At 66.5% G+C, this 19,837-nt stretch carries 18 protein-coding genes; 5 read left to right on the top strand and 13 right to left on the bottom strand.

Annotated elements, in window-relative coordinates; all coding sequences use genetic code 11:
* Positions 1-59 precede the first annotated feature (59 nt).
* Positions 60-371: a BufA1 family periplasmic bufferin-type metallophore gene (locus CAL28_RS21005; protein ID WP_094843139.1), complete on the bottom strand. Its 312-nt coding sequence runs from the start codon at positions 369-371 to the stop codon at positions 60-62.
* Between the two features lie 111 nt (positions 372-482).
* A complete protein-coding gene (locus tag CAL28_RS21000; RefSeq protein ID WP_094843138.1) occupies positions 483-2,675 on the bottom strand; it encodes a putative bifunctional diguanylate cyclase/phosphodiesterase in 2,193 nt (730 codons plus the stop codon).
* Positions 2,676-2,953: 278 nt separating this feature from the next.
* Between CAL28_RS21000 and CAL28_RS20995 the strand changes: the two genes are divergently transcribed.
* Positions 2,954-4,519 carry a DHA2 family efflux MFS transporter permease subunit gene (locus CAL28_RS20995; RefSeq protein ID WP_094844767.1) on the top strand — a complete coding sequence of 522 codons (1,566 nt, stop codon included), beginning with the start codon at positions 2,954-2,956 and terminating at the stop codon, positions 4,517-4,519.
* 24 nt (positions 4,520-4,543) lie between these two features.
* Here the strand turns inward: CAL28_RS20995 and CAL28_RS20990 are convergent, their stop codons facing one another.
* From CAL28_RS20990 to CAL28_RS20980, 3 genes are read right to left on the bottom strand one after another with little or no spacing between them, the layout of a single operon-like run.
* A complete protein-coding gene (locus CAL28_RS20990) occupies positions 4,544-5,533 on the bottom strand; it encodes a quinone oxidoreductase family protein (RefSeq protein ID WP_094843137.1) in 990 nt (329 codons plus the stop codon).
* Between the two features lie 43 nt (positions 5,534-5,576).
* Entirely contained in the window at positions 5,577-7,001 is a 1,425-nt protein-coding gene (locus CAL28_RS20985; RefSeq protein ID WP_176464060.1) for an MmgE/PrpD family protein, read from the bottom strand.
* A 15-nt stretch (positions 7,002-7,016) separates the two neighbouring features.
* Entirely contained in the window at positions 7,017-8,063 is a 1,047-nt protein-coding gene (locus tag CAL28_RS20980; RefSeq protein WP_094843135.1) for a Bug family tripartite tricarboxylate transporter substrate binding protein, read from the bottom strand.
* 108 nt (positions 8,064-8,171) lie between these two features.
* Between CAL28_RS20980 and CAL28_RS20975 the strand changes: the two genes are divergently transcribed.
* On the top strand, positions 8,172-9,116 hold the full coding sequence (locus CAL28_RS20975; protein WP_176464059.1) for a LysR family transcriptional regulator: 945 nt from the start codon (positions 8,172-8,174) through the stop codon (positions 9,114-9,116).
* Here CAL28_RS20975 and CAL28_RS20970 read toward each other — a convergent pair.
* A complete protein-coding gene (locus tag CAL28_RS20970; protein ID WP_094843133.1) occupies positions 9,082-9,858 on the bottom strand; it encodes an SDR family oxidoreductase in 777 nt (258 codons plus the stop codon). The two genes, CAL28_RS20975 and CAL28_RS20970, sit on opposite strands and share 35 nt — an antisense overlap.
* A 207-nt stretch (positions 9,859-10,065) precedes the next feature.
* Here CAL28_RS20970 and CAL28_RS20965 point away from each other — a divergent pair, with 207 nt between their 5' ends.
* Positions 10,066-11,553, top strand: coding sequence for an MFS transporter (locus CAL28_RS20965; protein WP_094843132.1), 1,488 nt, complete (start codon positions 10,066-10,068; stop codon positions 11,551-11,553).
* Positions 11,553-12,413, top strand: coding sequence for an alpha/beta fold hydrolase (locus CAL28_RS20960; protein WP_094843131.1), 861 nt, complete (start codon positions 11,553-11,555; stop codon positions 12,411-12,413). Before CAL28_RS20965 ends, CAL28_RS20960 begins: the two co-directional genes overlap by 1 nt.
* Before the next feature lie 31 nt (positions 12,414-12,444).
* Here the strand turns inward: CAL28_RS20960 and CAL28_RS20955 are convergent, their stop codons facing one another.
* The 4 genes from CAL28_RS20955 to CAL28_RS20940 all read right to left on the bottom strand — a co-directional run bounded on the left by CAL28_RS20955 (position 12,445) and on the right by CAL28_RS20940 (position 16,315).
* On the bottom strand, positions 12,445-13,839 hold the full coding sequence (locus tag CAL28_RS20955; protein ID WP_094843130.1) for a GntT/GntP/DsdX family permease: 1,395 nt from the start codon (positions 13,837-13,839) through the stop codon (positions 12,445-12,447).
* A complete protein-coding gene (locus tag CAL28_RS20950) occupies positions 13,836-14,384 on the bottom strand; it encodes a gluconokinase (protein ID WP_094843129.1) in 549 nt (182 codons plus the stop codon). The genes CAL28_RS20955 and CAL28_RS20950 overlap by 4 nt, the downstream gene beginning before the upstream one ends.
* A gap of 150 nt (positions 14,385-14,534) precedes the next feature.
* Positions 14,535-15,194 (bottom strand): thiopurine S-methyltransferase, encoded by a 660-nt coding sequence (locus CAL28_RS20945; RefSeq protein ID WP_094843128.1) that lies wholly within the window; start codon positions 15,192-15,194, stop codon positions 14,535-14,537.
* Positions 15,195-15,262: 68 nt separating this feature from the next.
* A complete protein-coding gene (locus CAL28_RS20940) occupies positions 15,263-16,315 on the bottom strand; it encodes an NAD(P)-dependent alcohol dehydrogenase (RefSeq protein WP_094843127.1) in 1,053 nt (350 codons plus the stop codon).
* Between the two features lie 134 nt (positions 16,316-16,449).
* Between CAL28_RS20940 and CAL28_RS20935 the strand changes: the two genes are divergently transcribed.
* Complete coding sequence (locus CAL28_RS20935) at positions 16,450-17,391, top strand: LysR family transcriptional regulator (protein WP_094843126.1); 942 nt, start codon at positions 16,450-16,452, stop codon at positions 17,389-17,391.
* A gap of 50 nt (positions 17,392-17,441) precedes the next feature.
* On the opposite strand, the gene CAL28_RS20930 is transcribed toward CAL28_RS20935, so the two are convergent.
* From CAL28_RS20930 to CAL28_RS20920, 3 genes are all read right to left on the bottom strand, one after another.
* On the bottom strand, positions 17,442-18,905 hold the full coding sequence (locus CAL28_RS20930; RefSeq protein WP_094843125.1) for a PepSY-associated TM helix domain-containing protein: 1,464 nt from the start codon (positions 18,903-18,905) through the stop codon (positions 17,442-17,444).
* Between the two features lie 75 nt (positions 18,906-18,980).
* Positions 18,981-19,400 (bottom strand): DUF2946 family protein, encoded by a 420-nt coding sequence (locus tag CAL28_RS20925; protein WP_176464058.1) that lies wholly within the window; start codon positions 19,398-19,400, stop codon positions 18,981-18,983.
* A 64-nt stretch (positions 19,401-19,464) separates the two neighbouring features.
* Positions 19,465-19,836, bottom strand: a complete 372-nt coding sequence (locus CAL28_RS20920; RefSeq protein ID WP_094844766.1) for a DUF2784 domain-containing protein — start codon at positions 19,834-19,836, stop codon at positions 19,465-19,467.
* Position 19,837: the final 1 nt, after the last annotated feature.

Here is a 19,837-nt window from a genome sequence, read left to right as displayed (position 1 = left end):
CGCGGTGCCGCTGATTCGGTCCAGGCGTTCATGACCATCCCGTTCCCGTCGTTCGTCGATCAGGACTTGATCGGCGTAAGCGAGCCGTGGCCGCCGCCCGGAACCTGAATGCTGGTGCAGGTGCCGCCTTGCACGAATTTCCATGAGTTGCCCTGGAAGTCCATGGTGGACGTGCCCTGGCAGGTGGTGCCGGGGCCGGCGGCGCAATCGTTCTGGCCTTTCAGGGCAACCCCGTAGCACTTTTCCTTGTGCGCGGCCAGGGCGGCGTTGGCTTCCGCCTGAGTCAGGGGAGCGGCATGGGCGATGGACGCGAAGATGCTGGCGACAGCGCTGGCCAGCAGGGCGGAAGTCACGGTGGTTTTTGCGGACATGGGTCTCTCCGGTAAGTGGGCTTGGAAGGTATCCGTGACGGATACACAAGCTAATTCGGAGGAGACGGACCGCGGGTTACAGCGGATGAGAAATTTATTTTTCGATCCGGATCAGGCGCACCGTGCAAAGCAGGTGTCCAACCCGATGCCGTACGTCCTGGAGAAGTCCTGCGCCGGGACGGGCGGGCTGAACAGATACCCCTGGCCTTCGGCGCAATCGATGGCCAGCGCATCGCGCTGCTCACGGGTTTCCACCCCTTCGGCGATGGCCTCGACCTTGAAGGCCCGCGCCATGTCCAGCACGGCGCGTACGACGGACGCGTCGCGCTCGGATTCGAGCATGCCCTGGACGAAGGTGCGGTCGATCTTCAGGCGGTTCAAGGGATAACGCTTGAGGACGGCCAGCGATGCGTAGCCGGTGCCGAAATCGTCGAAGGCAATGGACACGCCCAAGTCGTGCAGCCGGCGCAGCATGCGCAGGACGACTTCATCGTGATCGAGGGCGATGTTCTCGGTGATCTCCAGTTCCAGCGCATTCGGCGGCAATCCATGCCGCTCCAGGGCTTGCATGACGTCCGCGGCAAGGTCGCCGACATGGAATTGCGCCCTGAACAGGTTGATACCCATGCGGAATTCGCGCGCGCCTGTGTGGCGCCACATCGCCGCCTGCGCGCAGGCTTCGTCCAGCACCCAGGCCCCCACGGACGCCGCCAGCGGGCCGTCTTCCAGCGCGGGCAGGAACGCGGCCGGAGACAGCAGGCCGCGCCGTGGGTGACGCCAGCGGATCAGCGCTTCCGCGCCGACCAGCGCGCCGTCGGACAGCCGCACCTGCGGCTGGTAGAAGAGCACGAATTCGCCGTCCGCCACGGCCCGGTGCAGCTCCATGCAGTGCAACCGCCGCGACGTGGCTTCCATCCGCAGCGCCGGCATGAAGGCATAGGCGTGGCCTCTGCCGACCGATTTCGCGCGCGCCAGCGCCAGGTCCGCGTCGCCGATCAACTCCAGCGCTTCCTGTCCCAGGGCCGGCGCGACCGCCACGCCGCAGCTTGCCGCGATATGTACGTCCTGCCCGTCGGTAAGGAACGGTGTGGACAAGGCGGCGACGGCCTGCCGCGCGATGTCCATCGCGGGATCGAGCGCTTCGATGCCTGGCAGCAGCGCGGCGAACTCGTCGCCGCCGATGCGGGCCACCGTGGCTTCCGGCCCCGCCAGGGGCAGCAGGCGGCGGCCCACTTCACGCAGCAGATGGTCGCCGACCGAATGGCCGAGCGTATCGTTGACGTCCTTGAAGTTGTCCAGATCGAGCATCAGGACCGCGGCTGGCCGCGGTTGGGCGAGCGTGGCCTCGACCTGGCGGTAGAAATGATTGCGATTGGCCAGGCCGGTCAGGGGATCGGTACGTGCGAGATGCCGCGCCGCCGCTTCCTCCTGGTACCGGGCCGTTACGTCCTGCAGATGGGCATGGAAGGTCATGCATCCGCTTTCGCGCCAGCTGAACAGCGACAGGCCCAGCATGAATCCGCTGCCGTCGCGGCGCCGTCCATGCAGCGCGTCCGGCATCGCCACGTCCTCTACCGTACCGGCCGCGACGGCGCGCCGCACCAGGTCCTGGAAGTCGATCACACTATCCCCGGCCAGCAAGGTGTCGAAACTGCGGCCGGCACCTGTGTCTATGTCATAGCCGAGAAGCGCGGCCGCGGCGCTGTTCCATGCGACGATGTCGCGCTGTTGATCGAACCAGACGACCGCGGTGGGCGAATCCTTCGCATAGTCGTCGAAGGGGCGGCGGGCGGATTCGGTGGACACTTCGATGCGGCGAAGTTCCAGCCTGTCCGCGGCGACCTGCGCCAGTTCGCGCAGGCGCTGGCGGTCCTCCGGAGAAAAGTCATGGTGCGGCTTGTCGTCGATGATGCAAAGCGCGCCCAGGGCCAGCCCGTCCGGCGAGCGCAAGGGTACGCCGGCATAAAAGCGCAGGCCTGTCTTGCCGGTCACCAGCGGGTTGTCGTGAAAGCGTTCGTCCAGCGTGGCATCCGCGACAACCATCACGCCGGCCTCGTTGATGGTGTGGGCGCAAAAGGAGACGTCGCGTGTCTTGTCGACGTCGTCGGGAATGCCGGTCTGAGCAGCCAGGAATACGTGATCGCTGCCGATGATATTGACCGCCGCCACGGGCATGTCGAACATGCGGGCGGCGATTCGCACGACCGGGTCCAGGCTGGGCAGCGGACGGTCGCTACCCAGGCCGTATTGGGATAATGCCTTGAGTCTCGCGGTCTCTGTCGCAGGTATCTCGGGGCACTTCATCGAACCCTCCGTTGGCGTTTTGCCAAGCTTCGATGGAAACGGTACCGGCAGGCGGGCTGCCGCCCAGCACAGTATGGTCAACTTATAACATCAAGTAACAGCATTGTGTAGCACATGGTAATAGTTACGGGCCTATTTATCGCTCCCCGCGCCGGCGGTGCAGTGGGGCGCTGTTTCAGGTTGTAAACGTGGTCCGCTTTCCCCGGGCGCGAGGGCCAGCTCAGCGTGCGTTCAGCTCGACATGAGACTCTATGGGGGGCATCAACGGCAGCTCTCTCATGGCCACTCAGCAAACTCCCGCTTCCACCCCCTTGCCGCCCCTGCAGGGCGGCCAACTCGTCCTGGCTACCGTCGCGGTCGCGCTCGCGACGTTCATGAACGTGCTCGATACGTCGATCGCCAATGTGGCCATCCCCACGATATCCGGCAATATGGGCGTGTCCGTGGACGAGGGCACCTGGGTCATTACGGTATTCGCCGCGTCGAATGCGGTCTCCATCCCGTTGACGGGCTGGCTGACGCAACGGGTGGGGCAGATCCGGCTGTTCGTCGGCGCGATCGCGCTGTTCACCCTGGCCTCCTGGTTGTGCGGTATCGCCCCCAGCCTGCCGGTGCTGTTGTTCGCGCGGGTGGTGCAGGGCGCCGTCGCCGGGCCGCTGATCCCGATGTCGCAGTCCATTCTGCTGGGCTCCTATCCCAAGGAGAAAAGCTCCATGGCGCTTGCCTTATGGGCCATGACCGCGACCGTGGGGCCGATTGCGGGGCCCTCGCTGGGCGGTTGGATCACCGACAGCTACAGCTGGTCCTGGATCTTCTATATCAATATTCCTGTCGGGATATTCGCCGCCCTGGTGACCTGGGCCATTTACCGTCGCCGCGAAACACCGACGCGCAAGCTGCCTATCGACCTGGTCGGCCTGGTGCTGCTGGTGACCTGGGTGGCCGCGCTGCAGATCATGCTGGACAAGGGCCGCGACCTGGACTGGTTCAATTCCTCGGTGATTGTCGGGCTGGCGGTCGTCGCGTTTGTCAGCTTCACGTTTTTCATGATCTGGGAGCTGACCGAGGAACATCCCATCGTCGACCTGCGCCTGTTCGCGCAACGCAATTTCAGCGGCGGCACGATCGCGATTTCCATTGCCTACGGCTTGTTCTTCGGCAACCTGGTGCTGCTGCCGCAGTGGATGCAGGAATACCTGAACTACCGGTCCATCGATGCCGGCCTGGCCATCGCCCCACTGGGCATCTTCGCGCTGCTGCTGTCGCCTCTGGTGGGAAAACTGTTGCCGAAATCGGATGCCCGCATTATCGCCACGATCGCATTCATCTGCTTTGCCGTGGTGTTCTATATGCGTTCGAACTATGTCACGCAGATCGATACGTGGCATCTGGTGTGGCCGACGCTATTGCAAGGCATCCCGATGGCGCTGTTCTTCGTGCCGCTGACGGCGATCATCCTGTCGGGCCAGCCCCCGCAGCGGATACCGGCCGCGGCGGGTCTGTCGAACTTCGTCCGGGTGTTCTGCGGCGCGGTGGGCACGTCCATCGCCGGAACGGTATGGAACAACCGCACCATCCTGCATCATGAGCGGTTGACCGAAGTCGCTACCGCCACCAATCCGGTGTTCAGCCAGCAGATCGAATCGATGCGTTCCCTGCTGCATCTGAATACCGGCGCGGCGGATGCCCTGTTCGATACGGTCCTGAATGCACAGGCGGCGATGATGGGGCTGAACGACATTTTCTATGCCTCGGCCGCCATCTTCCTGCTGATCATCCCGCTGATCTGGATCACCCGCCCGGCCAAGGGGGGCGGTGGCGCCGACGCGTCGGCCGCCCATTGAGCATCCCGTCGCCCGCTCGCCCGGTCAGATCCACGCGACCGCCTTGCCGATCTGCTCGCGCGCTTCGATGCGCGCATGGCCATGGGGAATTTGGTCGAACGCATAGCGGTCGGCGATTTCGATGACCAGGCTGCGGTCCAGGATGGCGCCGAATATGTCATCGGCGCGCCGCTGCACGGTGGCCGCGTCAGCCATATGGTCGGCCAGCCTGGGGCGCGTCAGGAACAGCGATCCTGCTTCACCCAGCTCGTAGGGATCCAGGTCGGTGACCGACCCGGATACGTTGCCGTAGTTGACGATCAGGCCGCGGGGGCGGGTGGCTCGCATGCTGTCGCGCAGCGTGGCCTTGCCCAGCGAATCGAATACCACGTCCACGCCCAGCCCGCCGCGCAGCGCGCGCACCCGGTCGGCGAACGCGCCATCGGCGTAGGGCAGGGCGGTGTCGGCCCCGCGCCGCAGCGCGACGGTACGCTTGTCGTCGGTGCTGGCGGTGGCGTAGACGGATGCGCCGATACGCTTGGCCATCTGGATCAGGATCTGGCCGATGCTGCCCGACGCCGCATGGATCAGGCAACTGTCGCCCGGTTGCAGCCGCGCGACGTCGTGGACCAGGTAATGCGCGGTGCACCCCTGGAACATCGCCGCTGCCGCGGTATCGAAGCCGATCGCGTCCGGAATGGCGGCGGCCAGCCGGGCGGGGATGGCGGCGTATTCCGCGAAGCTTCCCCAGGCGATACACCAGGCCACCCGCTGGCCGACCGCGGGCCGCGTCACGCCGGGACCGGTCGCCACGACGATGCCCGCGCCTTCCATTCCCAGGGTGCAGGGAATGCGGACGGGATAGGTGCGCGATTCGGCGTACTTCCCCTGGCGCGTATGGATGTCCATGAAGTTGACGCCTGCGCACACGACCTTGACCAGGACTTCGCCCGGCCCGGCGACCGGGATGGGCGCGTCGTCGCGCAGTCGGACCACTTCCGGTCCGCCGTAGGCGTCGATGGTGATGGCGCGCATGGAAGTTGCGGAGGGTGATGTCATCGCGTAGCCCGGTTCGGGTTCATAGCAGCGCGGCCAGTTCGTCGGCGGACGCGAGGGTGTCCAGCCGGTGTACCAGGTGGGCGATGCGCCGCGCGGTATCGTCGGCGACCCGCCCTGCCACGCTGGAGAAGAACTTGGCTTCCACTTCGTGGCGGGCGACCGGGTTTTCCGGGCTGCCGCGGCGGTTCCAGACGTCATGGGACATGCAGGCCCCCGAACGCGTCACGATGCGCATCGTCGCGGCATGGCGGAAGGCGGCGCCTCGGCTTTCGATGCGTTCGTCTTCGAAGGGGTGGATGCGCCGCATGAAGTCCAATACCGTGGGGTCGCCGATATGATCGTCGTCATAGTCGTCGACCGTCAAGCGCCCACGCAGGGCGAGCACGGAAAGCCCATAGAACAGGTTCATTTGCGCGGCGGTGACGCTGACGGGGCGATAGGGCCAGGCGACGTGCACATAGGTCATATGGCCGCAACCGACCTCGATGCGCTCGATGTCGTCCGGACCCAGGCCGTGGGTCGACCTGAGGTGGTCGAATGCGTCCAGCGCGGCATGCATGCTGGTGACGTTGGGGTACATCTTGAAGCCGACCTCGCCGGCTTCCCACTGCGTACCCAAGCCCTCTGTCAGTCGTTCCATGCGGGGTGCGCGCGCATAGCTGCTGAGAAAGCCGCCGTAATCGGCTTCCAGGACGTTCTCGATGCCGGTGAAGCCGCGCCGGGCCAGGTAGGCGGCATAGACGCCGCTCTGGGCCGCGCGTCCGGCATGCAGGCGCTTGACCATGGCGCCTTCCTGCGCCGCCATCAATCCCGATCCCATCGAGCCGGCGATGCCAAGCGCGTGCGTCATCGCATTGGCGTCGAGCCCCAGCATGCGCCCCGCCGTCGCCGCCGCGACGAAGGTGCCGGTGACGCCTTGCGGATGGAAGCCGTTCAGGAACAGGGCCGTGGTGGCGGCATTGCCGGCGCGGGTGCCGACTTCGTAGCCCGCCACGATGGCGGTCAGCACGTCGCGGCCGGTGGTGCCCGGCAGGGTTTGCGCCAGGGCCAGGGCCACGGGTACCGCCAGCGAATTGGGGTGCAGGATCGATTCCTTGTGGATATCGTCCATTTCGAAGGCGTGGCCGGCCGTCGCATTGACCAGGACGGCCTGCGACACCGACGTCATGGCCTTGTCCGCGCTGCCGTGGCCCCACAGCGAGGCTGCGGGGTTGCCGCCTTCGGCCAGCACCATGTCGGAGAGGCGGCGTGTCCACGGCAGGGAGGCACCGTGCAGGCACACGCCGATGCCGTCCAGGATGTGCAAGCGGATCTGTTCGACCAGGGGTGGCGGGATGTCCTCGAAGCGCAGCCCGGCCGCGAAGGCCGCGAGCTGTCGCGTGGGCGGGCTGGCGGCGTCGTGCGCCGCCGAAGGCGCAGCGGTCGGGGATGTGGAAGTGTGCATCGGATTCCGCATGGTTCACTCGGGTTTGATGCCCGCGGCGGTCACGGCCTGGTGCCAGCGGGCGGTTTCGGTTGCGATGAAGCTGCCCAGGTCGGCGGTGCGCACCGGCAGAAGATCGTGCGCGGCGGCGGCCAGCGAGGATGCCACCGGTTGGGAAGTTCCTGCCTGGGCGAAGGCGTCGCCGAGCTTTTTCGCGACCGCTGCCGGGGTGCCGCGGGGGGCCAGTACGGCGTTCCAGGCATACACCTGGAAGCCGGGCACGCCCTGTTCGGCGACGGTAGGCACATCCGGAAGACCAGGGTCGCGATCCAGCGTGGACACCGCGATGGCCCGCATCTTGCCGGCCTTGACCAGTGGCAGGAGCGATCCGCCCGAATCGAACAGGGTCTGTACTTCGCCGCCGATCAGTCCATTGAGCGCGGCGGGCGAACCCTTGTAGGGGATGTGGCGGGCATCCAGCCCGGTGGCGGACTTGAGCATTTCCATCGCCAGGTGCGACGTGATGCCGATGCCGCCGGAACCGAAGCTCAGCTGGCCCGGGTGCGCCTTCGCATAGGCGAGCAGGTCCGATAGCGTGCGCACCGGCAGGTCGTTGTTCACCACCAGGAACAGCCGGCCGCGGGCGATCGGCGCCACGGGAACGAAGTCCTTGGTCGTGTCGTAGCTTAGCCGCGCATAGAGCGACGGGTTGATGACCATCTGGCCGGAGGTGCCGAACAGCAAGGTATAGCCGTCCGGTTCCGCGGCCTTGACGAACTGTGCCGCCACGATGCCGTTCGCGCCTGCCTTGTTGTCGACGATGATCGGCGTTCCCAGCGTGCCTTGCAGGACGGCCGCGTAGGCGCGCGCGATGACGTCGGTGGTCTGTCCCGGCGGAAAGCCGACGACGAAGCGGATGGGCCGGGAAGGCCAGGTTTCGGCCGCGGTGGCGCTGCGCGCCAGCAGCGCGTGTGCGGGTAGCGTCAACGCGGCCGCGGCCGTTTGCAGGAATGTCCGCCGCGGCACGCCCGCGTGTCTTCGCGCGGGTGCGCGGGCTGTCGTATCGGTCTGCTGTTTTCTCATTCGATGTCTCCTCACTGGACCGGATTGGCAGTCTAGACACCGATTTTTTGTCTGTCTAATATATTGTCAGACCATTCCCAATACAAAAATTGTATGGAGTCCCCGCCCATGGACCTGCGCCACCTTCGCTACTTCGTCGTCACCGCGGAGGAACTGCACTTCACCCGCGCGGCGCAACGTATCGGCATCGCGCAACCGCCCCTGACCTATCAGATAAAAATGCTGGAGCGCGAATTAGGTGTGCGCCTGTTCGACCGGCAGCCGGGCAATGTGCGCTTGACCGAAGCGGGCAGCGTGCTGCTGGAAGACGCGCGCGAGATCCTGGACCGCGTGGGCAAGGCCGCCACGCGCTGCAAGCAAAGCGCGCAAGGACTGGTGGGCCGCATCGGCGTCGGTTTCACGGAATCGGCTTCCTTCTGTACGGAAGTCACGACGGCGCTGCATCGCTATCGGGACCGCTATCCGCGCGTGGAGATGACGCTGGAAGAAAACCGGTCGGTGCAGCTGATGCAGTCATTGCGGCAAGGCCGCATCGATATCGCCTTCGTGCGCCTGCCGATCGGCATGGACGATGCGGTGCATTTCCGGCTGATCTCTACGGAGCCCATGGTGGCCGCGTTGCCGCGCAAGCATCGGCTTGCGCGCCGCAAGGCGCTGGGCCTGGAGGAATTGAAGGACGAGCCTTTCCTGCTGTATCCGCGCGCCACGCGTTTCGGCTTGTCGGACATGATCGTCACCGCGTGCGAAGCGCTGGGTTTCAGCCCGCGGATCGTCCAGCACGCACCGCAGATTTCTTCGACCATCAACCTGGTCGCCAGTTCGCTGGGCGTGACCATCGTGCCCACGTGCATGCGCCACGCCCGTATCGACGATGTGCGCTATGTGCCGCTGAAGGATACCGATTTGCGCGCCACGCTGGGCATCGCTTACCGGTCCGGCCCGCTGGCGCCCGCGGTGGCCAATCTGCTGGCGATGGTGCCCACGCGCCCGTACAGCGAGGCCGCCCGCGAAACGGCGCCTAAACCACGGGAGAAGCGCCGCCGTCCACGTTGATGGCGGTGCCGGTGATATAGGACGCCCAGTCCGATGCCAGGAAGCACGCCGCGGATGCGAACTCGTCGGCGCGGCCCACGCGCCCGAGCGGAATACCGGCGGCCATTTCCCGCAGGACGGTGTCGACCGGCACGCCCCGCGCGTCGGCGCGGCGCACCCATTGATCGCTTTCGATCCTGCCGACCAGCAGGGCGTTGACCAGGATATTGTCGGGCGCGCCTTCGGCCGATAACGCCTTGGTCAGCGCCATGCCGGCCGCGCGCGATACGGACGTCGGCACCGATTTGGCGCCCGGCGCCTTCGCGCCGATGTTCAGGACGTTCACGATCCGGCCCCACTGGCGCGCCTTCATCTGCGGCCAGACCAGCCGGGCCAGGCGGATGGCGGCGAAAAGCTTCAGGTCCAGGTCTTCCTGCCAATCCTGGTCCGTGACGTCGTTGAAGGGGCGGGCGGCGGAGGTGCCGGCGTTGTTGACGACGATGTCGATGTGGCCGAAGGCGGCCATGGCATCGTCGTACAAGCCGCGCACGCCATCGGCCGTGGACACGTCGCAGGCGTGGGCGTGAACATTGCCGGGCCCGCGCCGCGACAGCATTTCGCGGGCGGCCTGCAGCGGGGCCTCGGTGCGGGCGGCGATGACGACGTTCGCGCCGCATTGCACAAAGCGATCGGCAATGGCGTGGCCGAGCCCTTTGCTGGCGCCGGTGACAATGGCGGTACGTCCTGCCAGGCTGATTTCCATGGGTCTTCCGTGGTCCGGTTGAAGGGTTGGCGGCAAGAAGCCAGTGTAGGGCAAAGCGGTATTTTCGATGCGGCGCCGCATGGCCGGGGCCGGCACGCCATGATTTTTTGTCATGCGCTCCGTGCGTTTATTTGGCTTGCGAAGCCGCGTCCGCATACCGGAACATGCGGCTCGCAAGACCACAATAACGATCAGGAGACAGAGCACATGGATACGCACGCTACCGCGGGAGCGGTACCGGGGGCCGCGCTGCCGGCCGCCCCGGGCCATCCGCCCGACCGGGCACAGGCCGCCGCCGCGCCGGCCTTGTCGAACGACGAATACGCACTGCAGGTCGCGGCCCGCCTGGACCGCCTGCCTTATTCGCGCACCGCCAAGCACTTCGTCTTCCTGATTTCGATCGGGGCCATCTTCGAGCTGTACGACCTTTTCATGACGGCCTACATCGCGCCGGGACTGGTCAAGAGCGGCCTCTTCGCCACCAGTTCGCTGCACTTCTTCGGGCTGAGCGGCGTCGGCTTTTTCGTCTTTTGCACCTTCGCCGGGATGTTCGTCGGCACCATCTTCTTCGGCTTCATTGCCGACCGCGCCGGGCGCCGGGCGATCTTCACGGTGTCGCTGGTGTGGTATTCGCTGGCCACGCTGGTCATGGCATTCCAGCATACGGCCGGGGGTATCGACCTGTTCCGTTTCATCGCCTCGATCGGGCTGGGACTGGAGCAGGTGACCATCGACACCTTCATTCCGGAACTCGTACCGCCGAACGCCCGCGGCAGGGCCTTTGCCCTGTACCAGTTCATCGAATTCCTGATCGTGCCCGTGGTGGCCCTGCTGGGCTGGTTGCTGGTGCCCCGGCAGCCGCTGGGCCTGGATGGCTGGCGCTGGGTCGCGATCATCGCGTCGGTCGGCGCGCTGGCCGCATGGTGGTTGCGCCGCGCGTTGCCGGAAAGCCCGCGCTGGCTGGCCATGCACGGGAAACGGGAGCGTGCCGAACGCATCATGCGGGATATCGAGGCCAGCGCGGAGCGCGACCTGGGACATCCCTTGCCGCCGGCGCAGGTGCCGGCCACGGCGCGCGTCGAATCGAAGGGACATTTCGTCGAGTTGCTGCGCCCGCCGCATCGCAAGCGCCTGATCGTGATGTCGCTCTTCAATCTGCTGGCCGTGATCGGCTTCTACGGATTCAGCGCCTGGGTGCCCACGCTGCTGATCGCCAAGGGCGTCGATATCACGAAGAGCCTGCAGTACGCCTTCATCATCGCCATCGCCAACCCGTTCGGGCCGCTGCTGGGCCTGCTGGTCGCCGACCGGATGGAACCGAAATGGCAAATCGTGTGCGCCGGCATCGGTATCGGCGGCTTTATGGTGCTGTTCGCCATGCAGGTCCACCCCGTGGCGGTCATCGTCTTCGGCGTATTGGTGACCTTGTCGAACAATTGGCTGTCGTTTATCTTCCATAGCTACCAGGCCGAGCAGTTCCCGACGCGCCTGCGGGGGCGCGCCGTGGGCTTCGTGTATGGATGGGGGCGCGCCAGCGCGGCCATCGTCGGTTTGCTGATCGGGTTTTTCCTCAGCGTCGGCGGTACGCCCGGCGTCGCGGCCTTCATGGGCGTCGCGATGGTCCTGATGATCCTGGTCATTGCCGTCTTCGGCCCCCGCACCCTGCGCCGGCCGCTCGAGGAGATCTCACGCTGATGGATACGCACGACCGCGAACCGATCTGGGCGGTGCCCGACGTTTCACCCCTGATGGTTGCCGGTGCCGGCGGGGTGCGGGTCGCGGCCTACGAATGGGGTAATCCCGACGGCAAGGAAATCCTGCTCATTCATGGCGTGGCGCAATGCCATCTTTGCTTCGCCCCGCAGATCGCCAGCGACCTGGCGCGCGAGTTTCGCATCGTCGCGGTCGATCTGCGCGGCCATGGCGCCGCCGACAAGCCGCCGGATGCTTCCGCGTACCAGCATCGCAGCGCGTGGGCGGACGATATCGCCGCCGTGCTGAAGGCCAAGGCCATGCGGCGGCCGGTCGCGGTGGGATGGTCCATGGGCGGCCGCGTATTGCGGCAATACCTGATGCGCCACGGCGATGGCGCGCTGGCGGGCGTGAATTTCGTCGGGTCGCGCGTGATCGAGGACCCGCGCGCGGTCGGGCCCGCCACGCCCACGGGGCAGGCGCCGGCCGATTGGACGGTGGCGCGGGAGGTCGAGCACACCATCGCCTTCCTGGGCGCCTGCTATCACCGGCGGCCCGCCCGGTCCTTGTACGAACGAGCGCTTTGCTACAACGCGATCGTGCCGATGGCCGTTCGGCGCGCGGCCGCCGCCTGGCACACCGACCCCGCGGAAACCATCGCGGCGCTGCGCAAGGTGCGGGTGCCCACGCTGGTAACCCAGGGTACGCACGACACGATCGTGTTGCCGGAGGCCGCGCGCATGACCGCGCAAGCCATTCCCCATGCGCGCATATCCTGGTACGAGGAATGCGGGCATTCTCCTTTCCAGGAGGACCCGGAACGCTTCAACCGGGAACTGGCGGCCTTCGTCCGGGAAACCTGAGCCCTATATCCCCGTGTCGCGGCATTCGCCTTCACATCACCAGCGAGAGCCCGTAGGTCAGGATCAGCCCCATCACCGCCAATATCGTTTCCATCAGGGACCAGGTCTTGATGGTCTCGCCCACGGTCAGGCCGAAGTATTCCTTGACCAGCCAGAAGCCGGCGTCGTTGACGTGAGAGAAAAACAGCGACCCGGCGCCGATGGACAGCACGACCAGGGATAGGTGATTGGCCGGCAGGTGGGTGGCCAGCGGCGCGACGATACCCGCGGCGGTGACGGTGGCCACCGTGGCCGAGCCGGTCGCCAGGCGGATCAGCACCGCGACGATCCAGCCCAGCACCAGCGTCGACAGGCCGGTGGCCAGCGCGATCTTGGCGATGGCCGTGCCGGTGCCGCCGTCCACCAGGGCCTGCTTGAAGCCGCCGCCCGCGCCGACGATCAGCATCACGCCGACCACCGGCAACAGGCTGGCGGCGATCTTCTTGCCCAGCACCGAGATATTGAAGCCGACCGAGGTGCCGAAGGTGACCATGGCGAGCAGGACGGCCACCAGCAGGGCGAAGACCGGGTCGCCGATGAAGTCCAGGACGTGGCGCACCGGATCGTCCTTGTCCATCCAGATATCCGCGCCCGCCTTGACCAGCATCAGGACGATGGGAGAGAGCAGCGTGATGAGGGTCACGGCGAACGACGGGCTGCGCGCCGCCGGGGTGTCGGCCTCGTCGGTGGCGCCCTGGGCCTGCCTGTCCGGGCCGGTCACCGCCAGGCCGGCGCCCGCCGCGCCGATGGGCACCATGCGGGAGGCCAGCAAGCCGAACAGCGGGCCGCCGACGGCGACGGTGGGGATGGCGATCAACAGGCCGATGGCCAGCGTCAGGCCGACATCCGCGTGCAGGATCGCGATGGCCGCCAGCGGGCCGGGGTGCGGCGGGATAAACCCGTGCAGCACCGAAAGCCCGGCCAGGGCCGGAATGCCCAGGCGCATGGCCGGGCCCCGCGATTTGTGCACGGCCAGCATGACGACCGGGATCAGCAGCACCAGGCCGATTTCGAAGAACATGGGGATGCCGATGATGCTGGCAACCAGGGCCATCTTCCACGGCAAGGTGGCGGGGCGGCCGCGCAGAATGCGCTCCACGACCTGATCCGCGCCGCCCGAGTCGGCCAGCAGCTTGCCCAGCATGGCGCCCAGCGCGATAAGGACACCCACATAGCCCAGCACGCCGCCGACGCCGGCCTCGTACGAGCTGGTCACTTTCTCCAGCGGAATGCCGGAACCGACGCCGACGAACAGCGCGCCGATGGTCAGCGCGATGAAGGCGTGCAGTTTCAGCCAGACGATCAGTACCACCAGCAGGACGATGCCGATGGCCGCGACGATCAATACCTGGGTATCGTGGGACGTCAACGCAGCGGAGGGATTCATTGGTTTTCCTTCTTTCCGGTCTTCGCGTTCAGGCCTAGCGTTTGAATGATGGTGTTGGCGATTGCCGAAGGCGCGGGGCCGATGTCCACGCGGATGGCCGGTTCGTCGGCCGTGGGCTCCTGCAGCGCGTCGAATTGGCTGTCGAGCAGCGAAGGCGGCATGAAATGGCCATGGCGCGCCGCCAGGCGCGCGGCGATGGTTGCCTTGGATCCGGCCAGGTAGACGAATTGCACGCCGTGGCCGCGGCGGTTGATGATGTCCCGATACGAGCGCTTCAGCGCGGAGCAGGTGATCAGCCCGTTTTCGCCCTTATCCAGGCATTCCTCGACCCATTGCGCGACTTTTTCCAGCCAGGGCGCGCGATCCTCGTCGGTCAGCGGCTGGCCGGCGTGCATCTTGTCGATGTTCGATTGGGGGTGCAGGGCGTCGCCTTCTTCGAAGGGCCAGTCCAGCCGGCCGGAAAGAATGGCCGCGACGGTGGTCTTGCCGCAGCCGGATACGCCCATCAATACCAGGACCACCGGTTCGTCGTTGGAAGCCGCCATGCGTATTCCCTCCTTATCGTTGTCTGCATGCCCGCTGTCAGATTGTGGTCAGCTATAGGCGGGCTCTGGACAGATTAGCGCAACTCGGACGATCGGGGTTAGCGGTGTATCGGGAGATCCGGCCTGCCGCGCGGCCATCCCGCGCCGATGTCAGTCGCGCCGGCGCAGGCGGTATGCCAGTGCGTCCAGCCTGCTGACGCCAGCCTTCTGGAACTTGGGTTCCATGTCGAGGATATCGCGGCGGTAGATCAGTTCCGCGGTGGAGTGGCCGGCGTACAGGGCCTGCACCTCTTCGTCGTCGACGGAGAAGGGCGGTCCATCCATTTCCTGCTGCGGATAGTCCAGGGTCACGAGCAGGCCCTGGTACCGATCGGGAAGCTGGCCGTATACATGCCGCACGTAAGGACCGCGCATATCCGCGGGCAGCGCGACCAGGGCCGCGCGATCGAAGACGCCGGCGCAGCCGCGCAGCGTATCGGCATCGAGGTCGAATATGTCGCCACGGATGATTTCGATGTTGCCGGCGACATAGTGGTCGCCCATCGCGGAGCGGCGCACTTGCGGCGCCAGGCCGTTCTCATCGAAGAATTGTTCGACGGCCAGCGGCGACAATTCGACGCCCAGCACGCGCAGGTCGCGCGCGGCCAGCCACAGCATGTCCAGGGACTTGCCGCACAAGGGGACCAGGACGCGGCTGCCGGCGGCGAGTTGCAGCGTCGGCCAGAAGCGTTCCAGCGGCGGCGTGATGCGCGTTTGATGAAAATGCGTGCGCCCTTCGCGCCACCGCTCCAGCCAGAATTCCGCGTCCATGCCCGTTCCTCGTTTTTCCTGTATCGAGGCGACTATTGTAAGGACGCGGCGTTCTCAAGGCCGTGCCGTCAGAGGGTGGCCATGTCGATCACGAAGCGGTACTTCACGTCGCTCTTCAGCATGCGGGCGTAGGCGGTCTCGATATCCTGCATATCGATCATCTCGATATCCGAGGTGATGCCGTGTTCCGCGCAGAAGTCCAGCATTTCCTGGGTTTCGGGAATGCCGCCGATCAGCGAACCGGCGAGCGAGCGGCGGTTCATGATCAGGTTGCCGACGTTGGGCGATGGGTGGGCCGCGGCCGGCACGCCGACCAGGGTCATGGCGCCGTCGCGCTTGAGCAGCGCGGTGAAGGCATCCAGGTCGTGCGACATCGCGACGGTATTCAGGATGAAGTCGAAGCTGCGCGCATGCTTGCCCATCGCATCCGCATCGCGGGATACCACCACTTCGTCGGCGCCCAGCTTGCGCGCTTCCTCGACCTTGGAGGGCGAGGTTGTAAAGGCGACGACGTACGCACCCAGCGCATGCGCCAGCTTGATGCCCATATGCCCGAGTCCGCCGATGCCGACGACGCCGACTTTCTTGCCGGGACCGGTTTTCCAGTGCCGCAGCGGCGACCAGGTGGTGATGCCGGCGCACAGCAGGGGAGCGGTCGCGGCCAGGTCGGATTCGGCATGGCGGATATTCAGGACGAAGTATTCGTCGACGACGACATCGGCGGAATAGCCGCCGTAGGTGTTTTCGCCGCTGCCGTCCAGCCAGCCGTTGTAGGTGCCCTGGAAGCCGTGCGGGCCTTCGCAATACTGTTCCAGGCCTTCCCGGCACGAGGGGCAGGTGCGGCAGCTGTCCACCATGCAGCCCACGCCGACGATATCCCCCAGCTTGAATCGGGATACGTCCTTGCCGACGGCGCTGATGCGCCCGACGATCTCGTGTCCCGGCACGGACGGATAGCGGATGCCCGGCCATTCGCCGCGGACGGTATGCAGGTCGGAATGGCACACGCCGCAATACAGGATCTGGATGGCGACATCATTGGGGCCGGGCTCGCGCCGGTCGATGGTCAGGGGGGCGAGCGCGGTCGTCGGGGATTGGGCGCCGAAAGCCTTGGTTTGCATGGAGTTCCTTTCGATGATACGGACGGCCGCGGAGCGCGCGCTCCGGTGGCGGCGGCACGGTTGCCAAGCAGTATAGGGACGGGGAATTGTTGGGTCTATGCCATAGAATTGGCATGGCCTACTGGTGAAATCCCATGAATCCACGTCCCAGCCTGACCGAACTTTCCGCTTTCGCCGCCATCGTGCGCCACGCCAGTTTCCGCGCGGCGGCCGATGAGCTGGGCATGTCGGCCTCCACGCTAAGCCATATGATGCGGGCGCTCGAACAGCGCCTGGGCCTGCGCCTGTTTCATCGCACCACGCGCAGCGTGGCGCCCACCGAAGCCGGCGCGCGCTTCTTCGGCAACGTCGCGCCCATCCTGAACGAGCTGGACCGGGCCTTGATGGATGTGGGAGGCTTGAGCGATCGTCCGACCGGCAGCGTGCGGATCAATGCCGCGGAGCCCGCCGCGCGCCTATTGATGGATCGCTTCATACCGACGTTCCTGGAGCGCTATCCGGGCATCCATGTCGACCTGGTCGTGGAAGGCCGGCTGGTGGACATCGTCGCGGAGGGCTTCGACGCCGGCGTGCGGCTGGGCGAGTCGCTGCCGAAGAATATGGTGGCGGTCCCCTTCGGCGGCGATGGCCGGCTGGTATGCGTGGCGTCGCCCGCCTATCTCGCGCGCGCCGGCACGCCGCGCACGCCCGATGAACTGGCGCGGCATCCCTGCGTGCGGTTTCGCCTGCCCAGCGGAAAAATGTACCGCTGGGAGTTCAAGCATCGCGGGCAGGAATTGAGGTTCGATGCTACTGGCCCCATCACGCTGGACAGCATGGACCTGATGATCGAGGCGGCGATCAGGGGCCTGGGCGTCGCCTTCGTCTGGGAGGACACGGCCCGGCCGGCGATCGATGCCGGCAAGCTGGCCACGATACTGGACGACTGGACTCCGCCGTTCGAAGGGCATTACCTGTATTACCCCAGCCACCGCCTGGTTCCCGTGGGGTTGCGGGCCTTTGTCGACGTCCTCAAAGACGTCGAAAGACAGGCGCGGCAATCGCTCCGCGAGCGCTATCGGCATGGCGGAGCGTGACGACGGCCGCATCCCGCCGGTCCAACGGCGCCGGCGGGATGCGGTGCCGGCTAGACCGGCCGCCGCGTGTAGCTTCCTGCTCCAGGCCGCGTGGCCATCCGCCAGCGCACGACGTCGACCATCATGAAGGCCAGCAGGCTCAGGCCCATCAGCGGCAGGCCGTATCCCAGCGCGGCGGCGAGCACAAGCGCGATGCCGCGCTGCATGGCGGACAGCCGTTTCCAGGCGTGGGTAACCGTCAGGCCGGGTGAGCCGGGCGCGGGGCGGCGGCGCCACCACATCATGTAACCCAGCACGATCATGCTGCTCAAGGCGATGCCGAAGCTTGCCATCAGCAACTGGTTGGGCCAGCCGAACAGGATGCCCATGTGCGTGTCGATGCCCCAGCGGATCAGCTTGGCCACCAAGGGGAATGTGGCGAAGTCGGCGCGGCTGACGATGGAGAAATCGCGGCCGTCGATGGCGATGGCGTCGACCTGGGTGGGCCAGGCACGATCGACTTCGCGGACTGTCCAGGCCTGGTCGGGCTGGCGCGGCGGCCGGACTTCGATTTCGCTGGCGTCGATGCCGGCGGCGCGCGCCGTGGCCACGATGCGGTCGAATTGGCGCGCGTAGGCATCCGCCCCCGGCGCTGTCCCGGCCATGGCGCCCATGCCTTCCATATGCGCCATATGTCCCATGTGTCCGGCATGCTCGCCACCATCGGCGCCCAGCATCGTGCCGCCCGGCTTCAGGCTGGTCGATAGGGAGGGCGTGACCCAGCCAAGCTTCTGGCGCGCCACCTCGATGTTCCCTCCCGCCCAGCGCGACCACGTCAGGCCGGTGGCGGACAGGAAGAACAGGCCGATGGCGATCCATAGCCCGATCAGGCTATGGACGCGCCGCAGGCGCAGCCTGGCATTGGGCGACGCGGAGGCGGACTGCGCGCCGCGGCGCCGGCCGTATGCCCATAGGATGATGCCGCCCAGGGCGGCGAACCACAGCCACGATGCCGCCAGTTCGCTGTAGTTGCGGCCCAGGTCGCCGAGCAGCAGGTTGCGGTGCATCGTATCGAGCGTCGTTCGCAGGGGCAGGGTGCCGCTGGTGCCGTATACGTTCAGGTCGCCCTTGACGGCCAGTGTGACCGGGTCGATGAAGATGCCGCGGTGTTCGGAGCTTTGCAGCCCCGGCTCGCTGAAAAGGACGCGCGTGGTCGTGCCGGGACGCGGGGCGGGACGCACCGCGAATAGGCTGGGCGCCGGTCCGACGGCGGCGCGCGCGGCGGCGATCTGCTCGGTAAGGGTGTGCGCGGGCCCCGTCGCATCGCTGTACAACTGATCCGCGTACAGGCGGTTTTCGATTTGAGGGGTAAGTACGAACAGCGTGCCCGTGACGGCGGCGACGAGGATGAACGGCCCCACGAAAAGGCCGACGTAGAAGTGCAGGCGCGCGATAAGCGCGATCAATGCGGCGCCGCCGGGCGGCCGCGCCATATCGCCCGGCGCGGACGCGGGGCGATGGTATGCCTTGGACATGATGGATCCACCTTGTCTTGTGAACGGACGAGCGGCCCCGCGCGTCGCGTGGCCGCGAAATGAAGCGTTCGAGCGTCAGGTGGAAGGCGGTGCGCGGGGGCCCAGCGGCGGCCCGGCGGGCGGCAGCGCGGGCAGCGCGGCCGGTGGAGTAAAGCGGACGACCCGGTCGCGGATGGCGGCCAGCAGAGGCACGATGGCAAGAGGCGGCAGATCCACCGCCAGGTGGGCTGCCGCCCAGAACGGGCATTCGGCGCCGGCCGCATGGTCCTGGTTCTGGTCCGGATGATGATGGCCGCCATGATCCCCGTCGATGTGGGACATAGGGCCATGCCCGGTCTCGGTCTGGCCCAGCATCTGCACGATGGAGACCATGCCGGTCGATGTGCATAGCCCGATGCGGACGACGCCATGCCGCAGCGCGGCGGGGTCCGGCATGTACCCCACGGGGATCATCGCCCGCAAGCTGACGGCGAGCAGCATGAGGCACAGCAGCATGCGTGTGCCCCGGGCGGCGCGAGGGATCCGGGTGGCGGAAAGCATGGGGCGGGATTTTAGTCGTTTAGCGCTTGCCATGCCGCCGGCGGCGAAACACCAGCGTATAAACGATTGCGTTGCCCCCCAGCAGCAAGACCGCCAGCAGTGCCTGCGTGCCGCGCGTCAGCGCTGGCGGATAGATCAGCGCGGTCAGATAGTGGTGGATGAAATCGCCGGCGTAGGGGGACTGCCCGGCCTGGACCCGCAGGGTGTTTTCCAGCGGGGTAAGAGGGCAGATCCACCCCATCCCCGCCACGGTCGCGCCCCAGGCCAGGGCGGGCAGGTGCAGCCAGGCCAGCCATCCGCGCCAGAAAGCGGCCAGCCCGCCGAACACCACCCAGGCGACGAAAAGCCCATGCGCGATCAGAACGGCGTCGGCCAGGATGCGATATGTCATG

It is taken from the genome of Bordetella genomosp. 11 (assembly GCF_002261215.1).
GTDB lineage: Bacteria > Pseudomonadota > Gammaproteobacteria > Burkholderiales > Burkholderiaceae_B > Bordetella_C.
Note: the sequence above shows the minus strand (reverse complement) of the source record. Positions and strands in the feature narration are given on the sequence as shown.

Coding starts and splice junctions, on each gene's coding strand:
- CAL28_RS21005 (WP_094843139.1), bottom strand. CDS start 371: ATGTCCGCAAAAACCACCGTGACTTCCGCCCTGCTGGCCAGCGCTGTC.
- CAL28_RS21000 (WP_094843138.1), bottom strand. CDS start 2,675: ATGAAGTGCCCCGAGATACCTGCGACAGAGACCGCGAGACTCAAGGCA.
- CAL28_RS20995 (WP_094844767.1), top strand. CDS start 2,954: ATGGCCACTCAGCAAACTCCCGCTTCCACCCCCTTGCCGCCCCTGCAG.
- CAL28_RS20990 (WP_094843137.1), bottom strand. CDS start 5,533: ATGCGCGCCATCACCATCGACGCCTACGGCGGACCGGAAGTGGTCCGA.
- CAL28_RS20985 (WP_176464060.1), bottom strand. CDS start 7,001: ATGCACACTTCCACATCCCCGACCGCTGCGCCTTCGGCGGCGCACGAC.
- CAL28_RS20980 (WP_094843135.1), bottom strand. CDS start 8,063: ATGAGAAAACAGCAGACCGATACGACAGCCCGCGCACCCGCGCGAAGA.
- CAL28_RS20975 (WP_176464059.1), top strand. CDS start 8,172: ATGGACCTGCGCCACCTTCGCTACTTCGTCGTCACCGCGGAGGAACTG.
- CAL28_RS20970 (WP_094843133.1), bottom strand. CDS start 9,858: ATGGAAATCAGCCTGGCAGGACGTACCGCCATTGTCACCGGCGCCAGC.
- CAL28_RS20965 (WP_094843132.1), top strand. CDS start 10,066: ATGGATACGCACGCTACCGCGGGAGCGGTACCGGGGGCCGCGCTGCCG.
- CAL28_RS20960 (WP_094843131.1), top strand. CDS start 11,553: ATGGATACGCACGACCGCGAACCGATCTGGGCGGTGCCCGACGTTTCA.
- CAL28_RS20955 (WP_094843130.1), bottom strand. CDS start 13,839: ATGAATCCCTCCGCTGCGTTGACGTCCCACGATACCCAGGTATTGATC.
- CAL28_RS20950 (WP_094843129.1), bottom strand. CDS start 14,384: ATGGCGGCTTCCAACGACGAACCGGTGGTCCTGGTATTGATGGGCGTA.
- CAL28_RS20945 (WP_094843128.1), bottom strand. CDS start 15,194: ATGGACGCGGAATTCTGGCTGGAGCGGTGGCGCGAAGGGCGCACGCAT.
- CAL28_RS20940 (WP_094843127.1), bottom strand. CDS start 16,315: ATGCAAACCAAGGCTTTCGGCGCCCAATCCCCGACGACCGCGCTCGCC.
- CAL28_RS20935 (WP_094843126.1), top strand. CDS start 16,450: ATGAATCCACGTCCCAGCCTGACCGAACTTTCCGCTTTCGCCGCCATC.
- CAL28_RS20930 (WP_094843125.1), bottom strand. CDS start 18,905: ATGTCCAAGGCATACCATCGCCCCGCGTCCGCGCCGGGCGATATGGCG.
- CAL28_RS20925 (WP_176464058.1), bottom strand. CDS start 19,400: ATGCTGCTGTGCCTCATGCTGCTCGCCGTCAGCTTGCGGGCGATGATC.
- CAL28_RS20920 (WP_094844766.1), bottom strand. CDS start 19,836: ATGACATATCGCATCCTGGCCGACGCCGTTCTGATCGCGCATGGGCTT.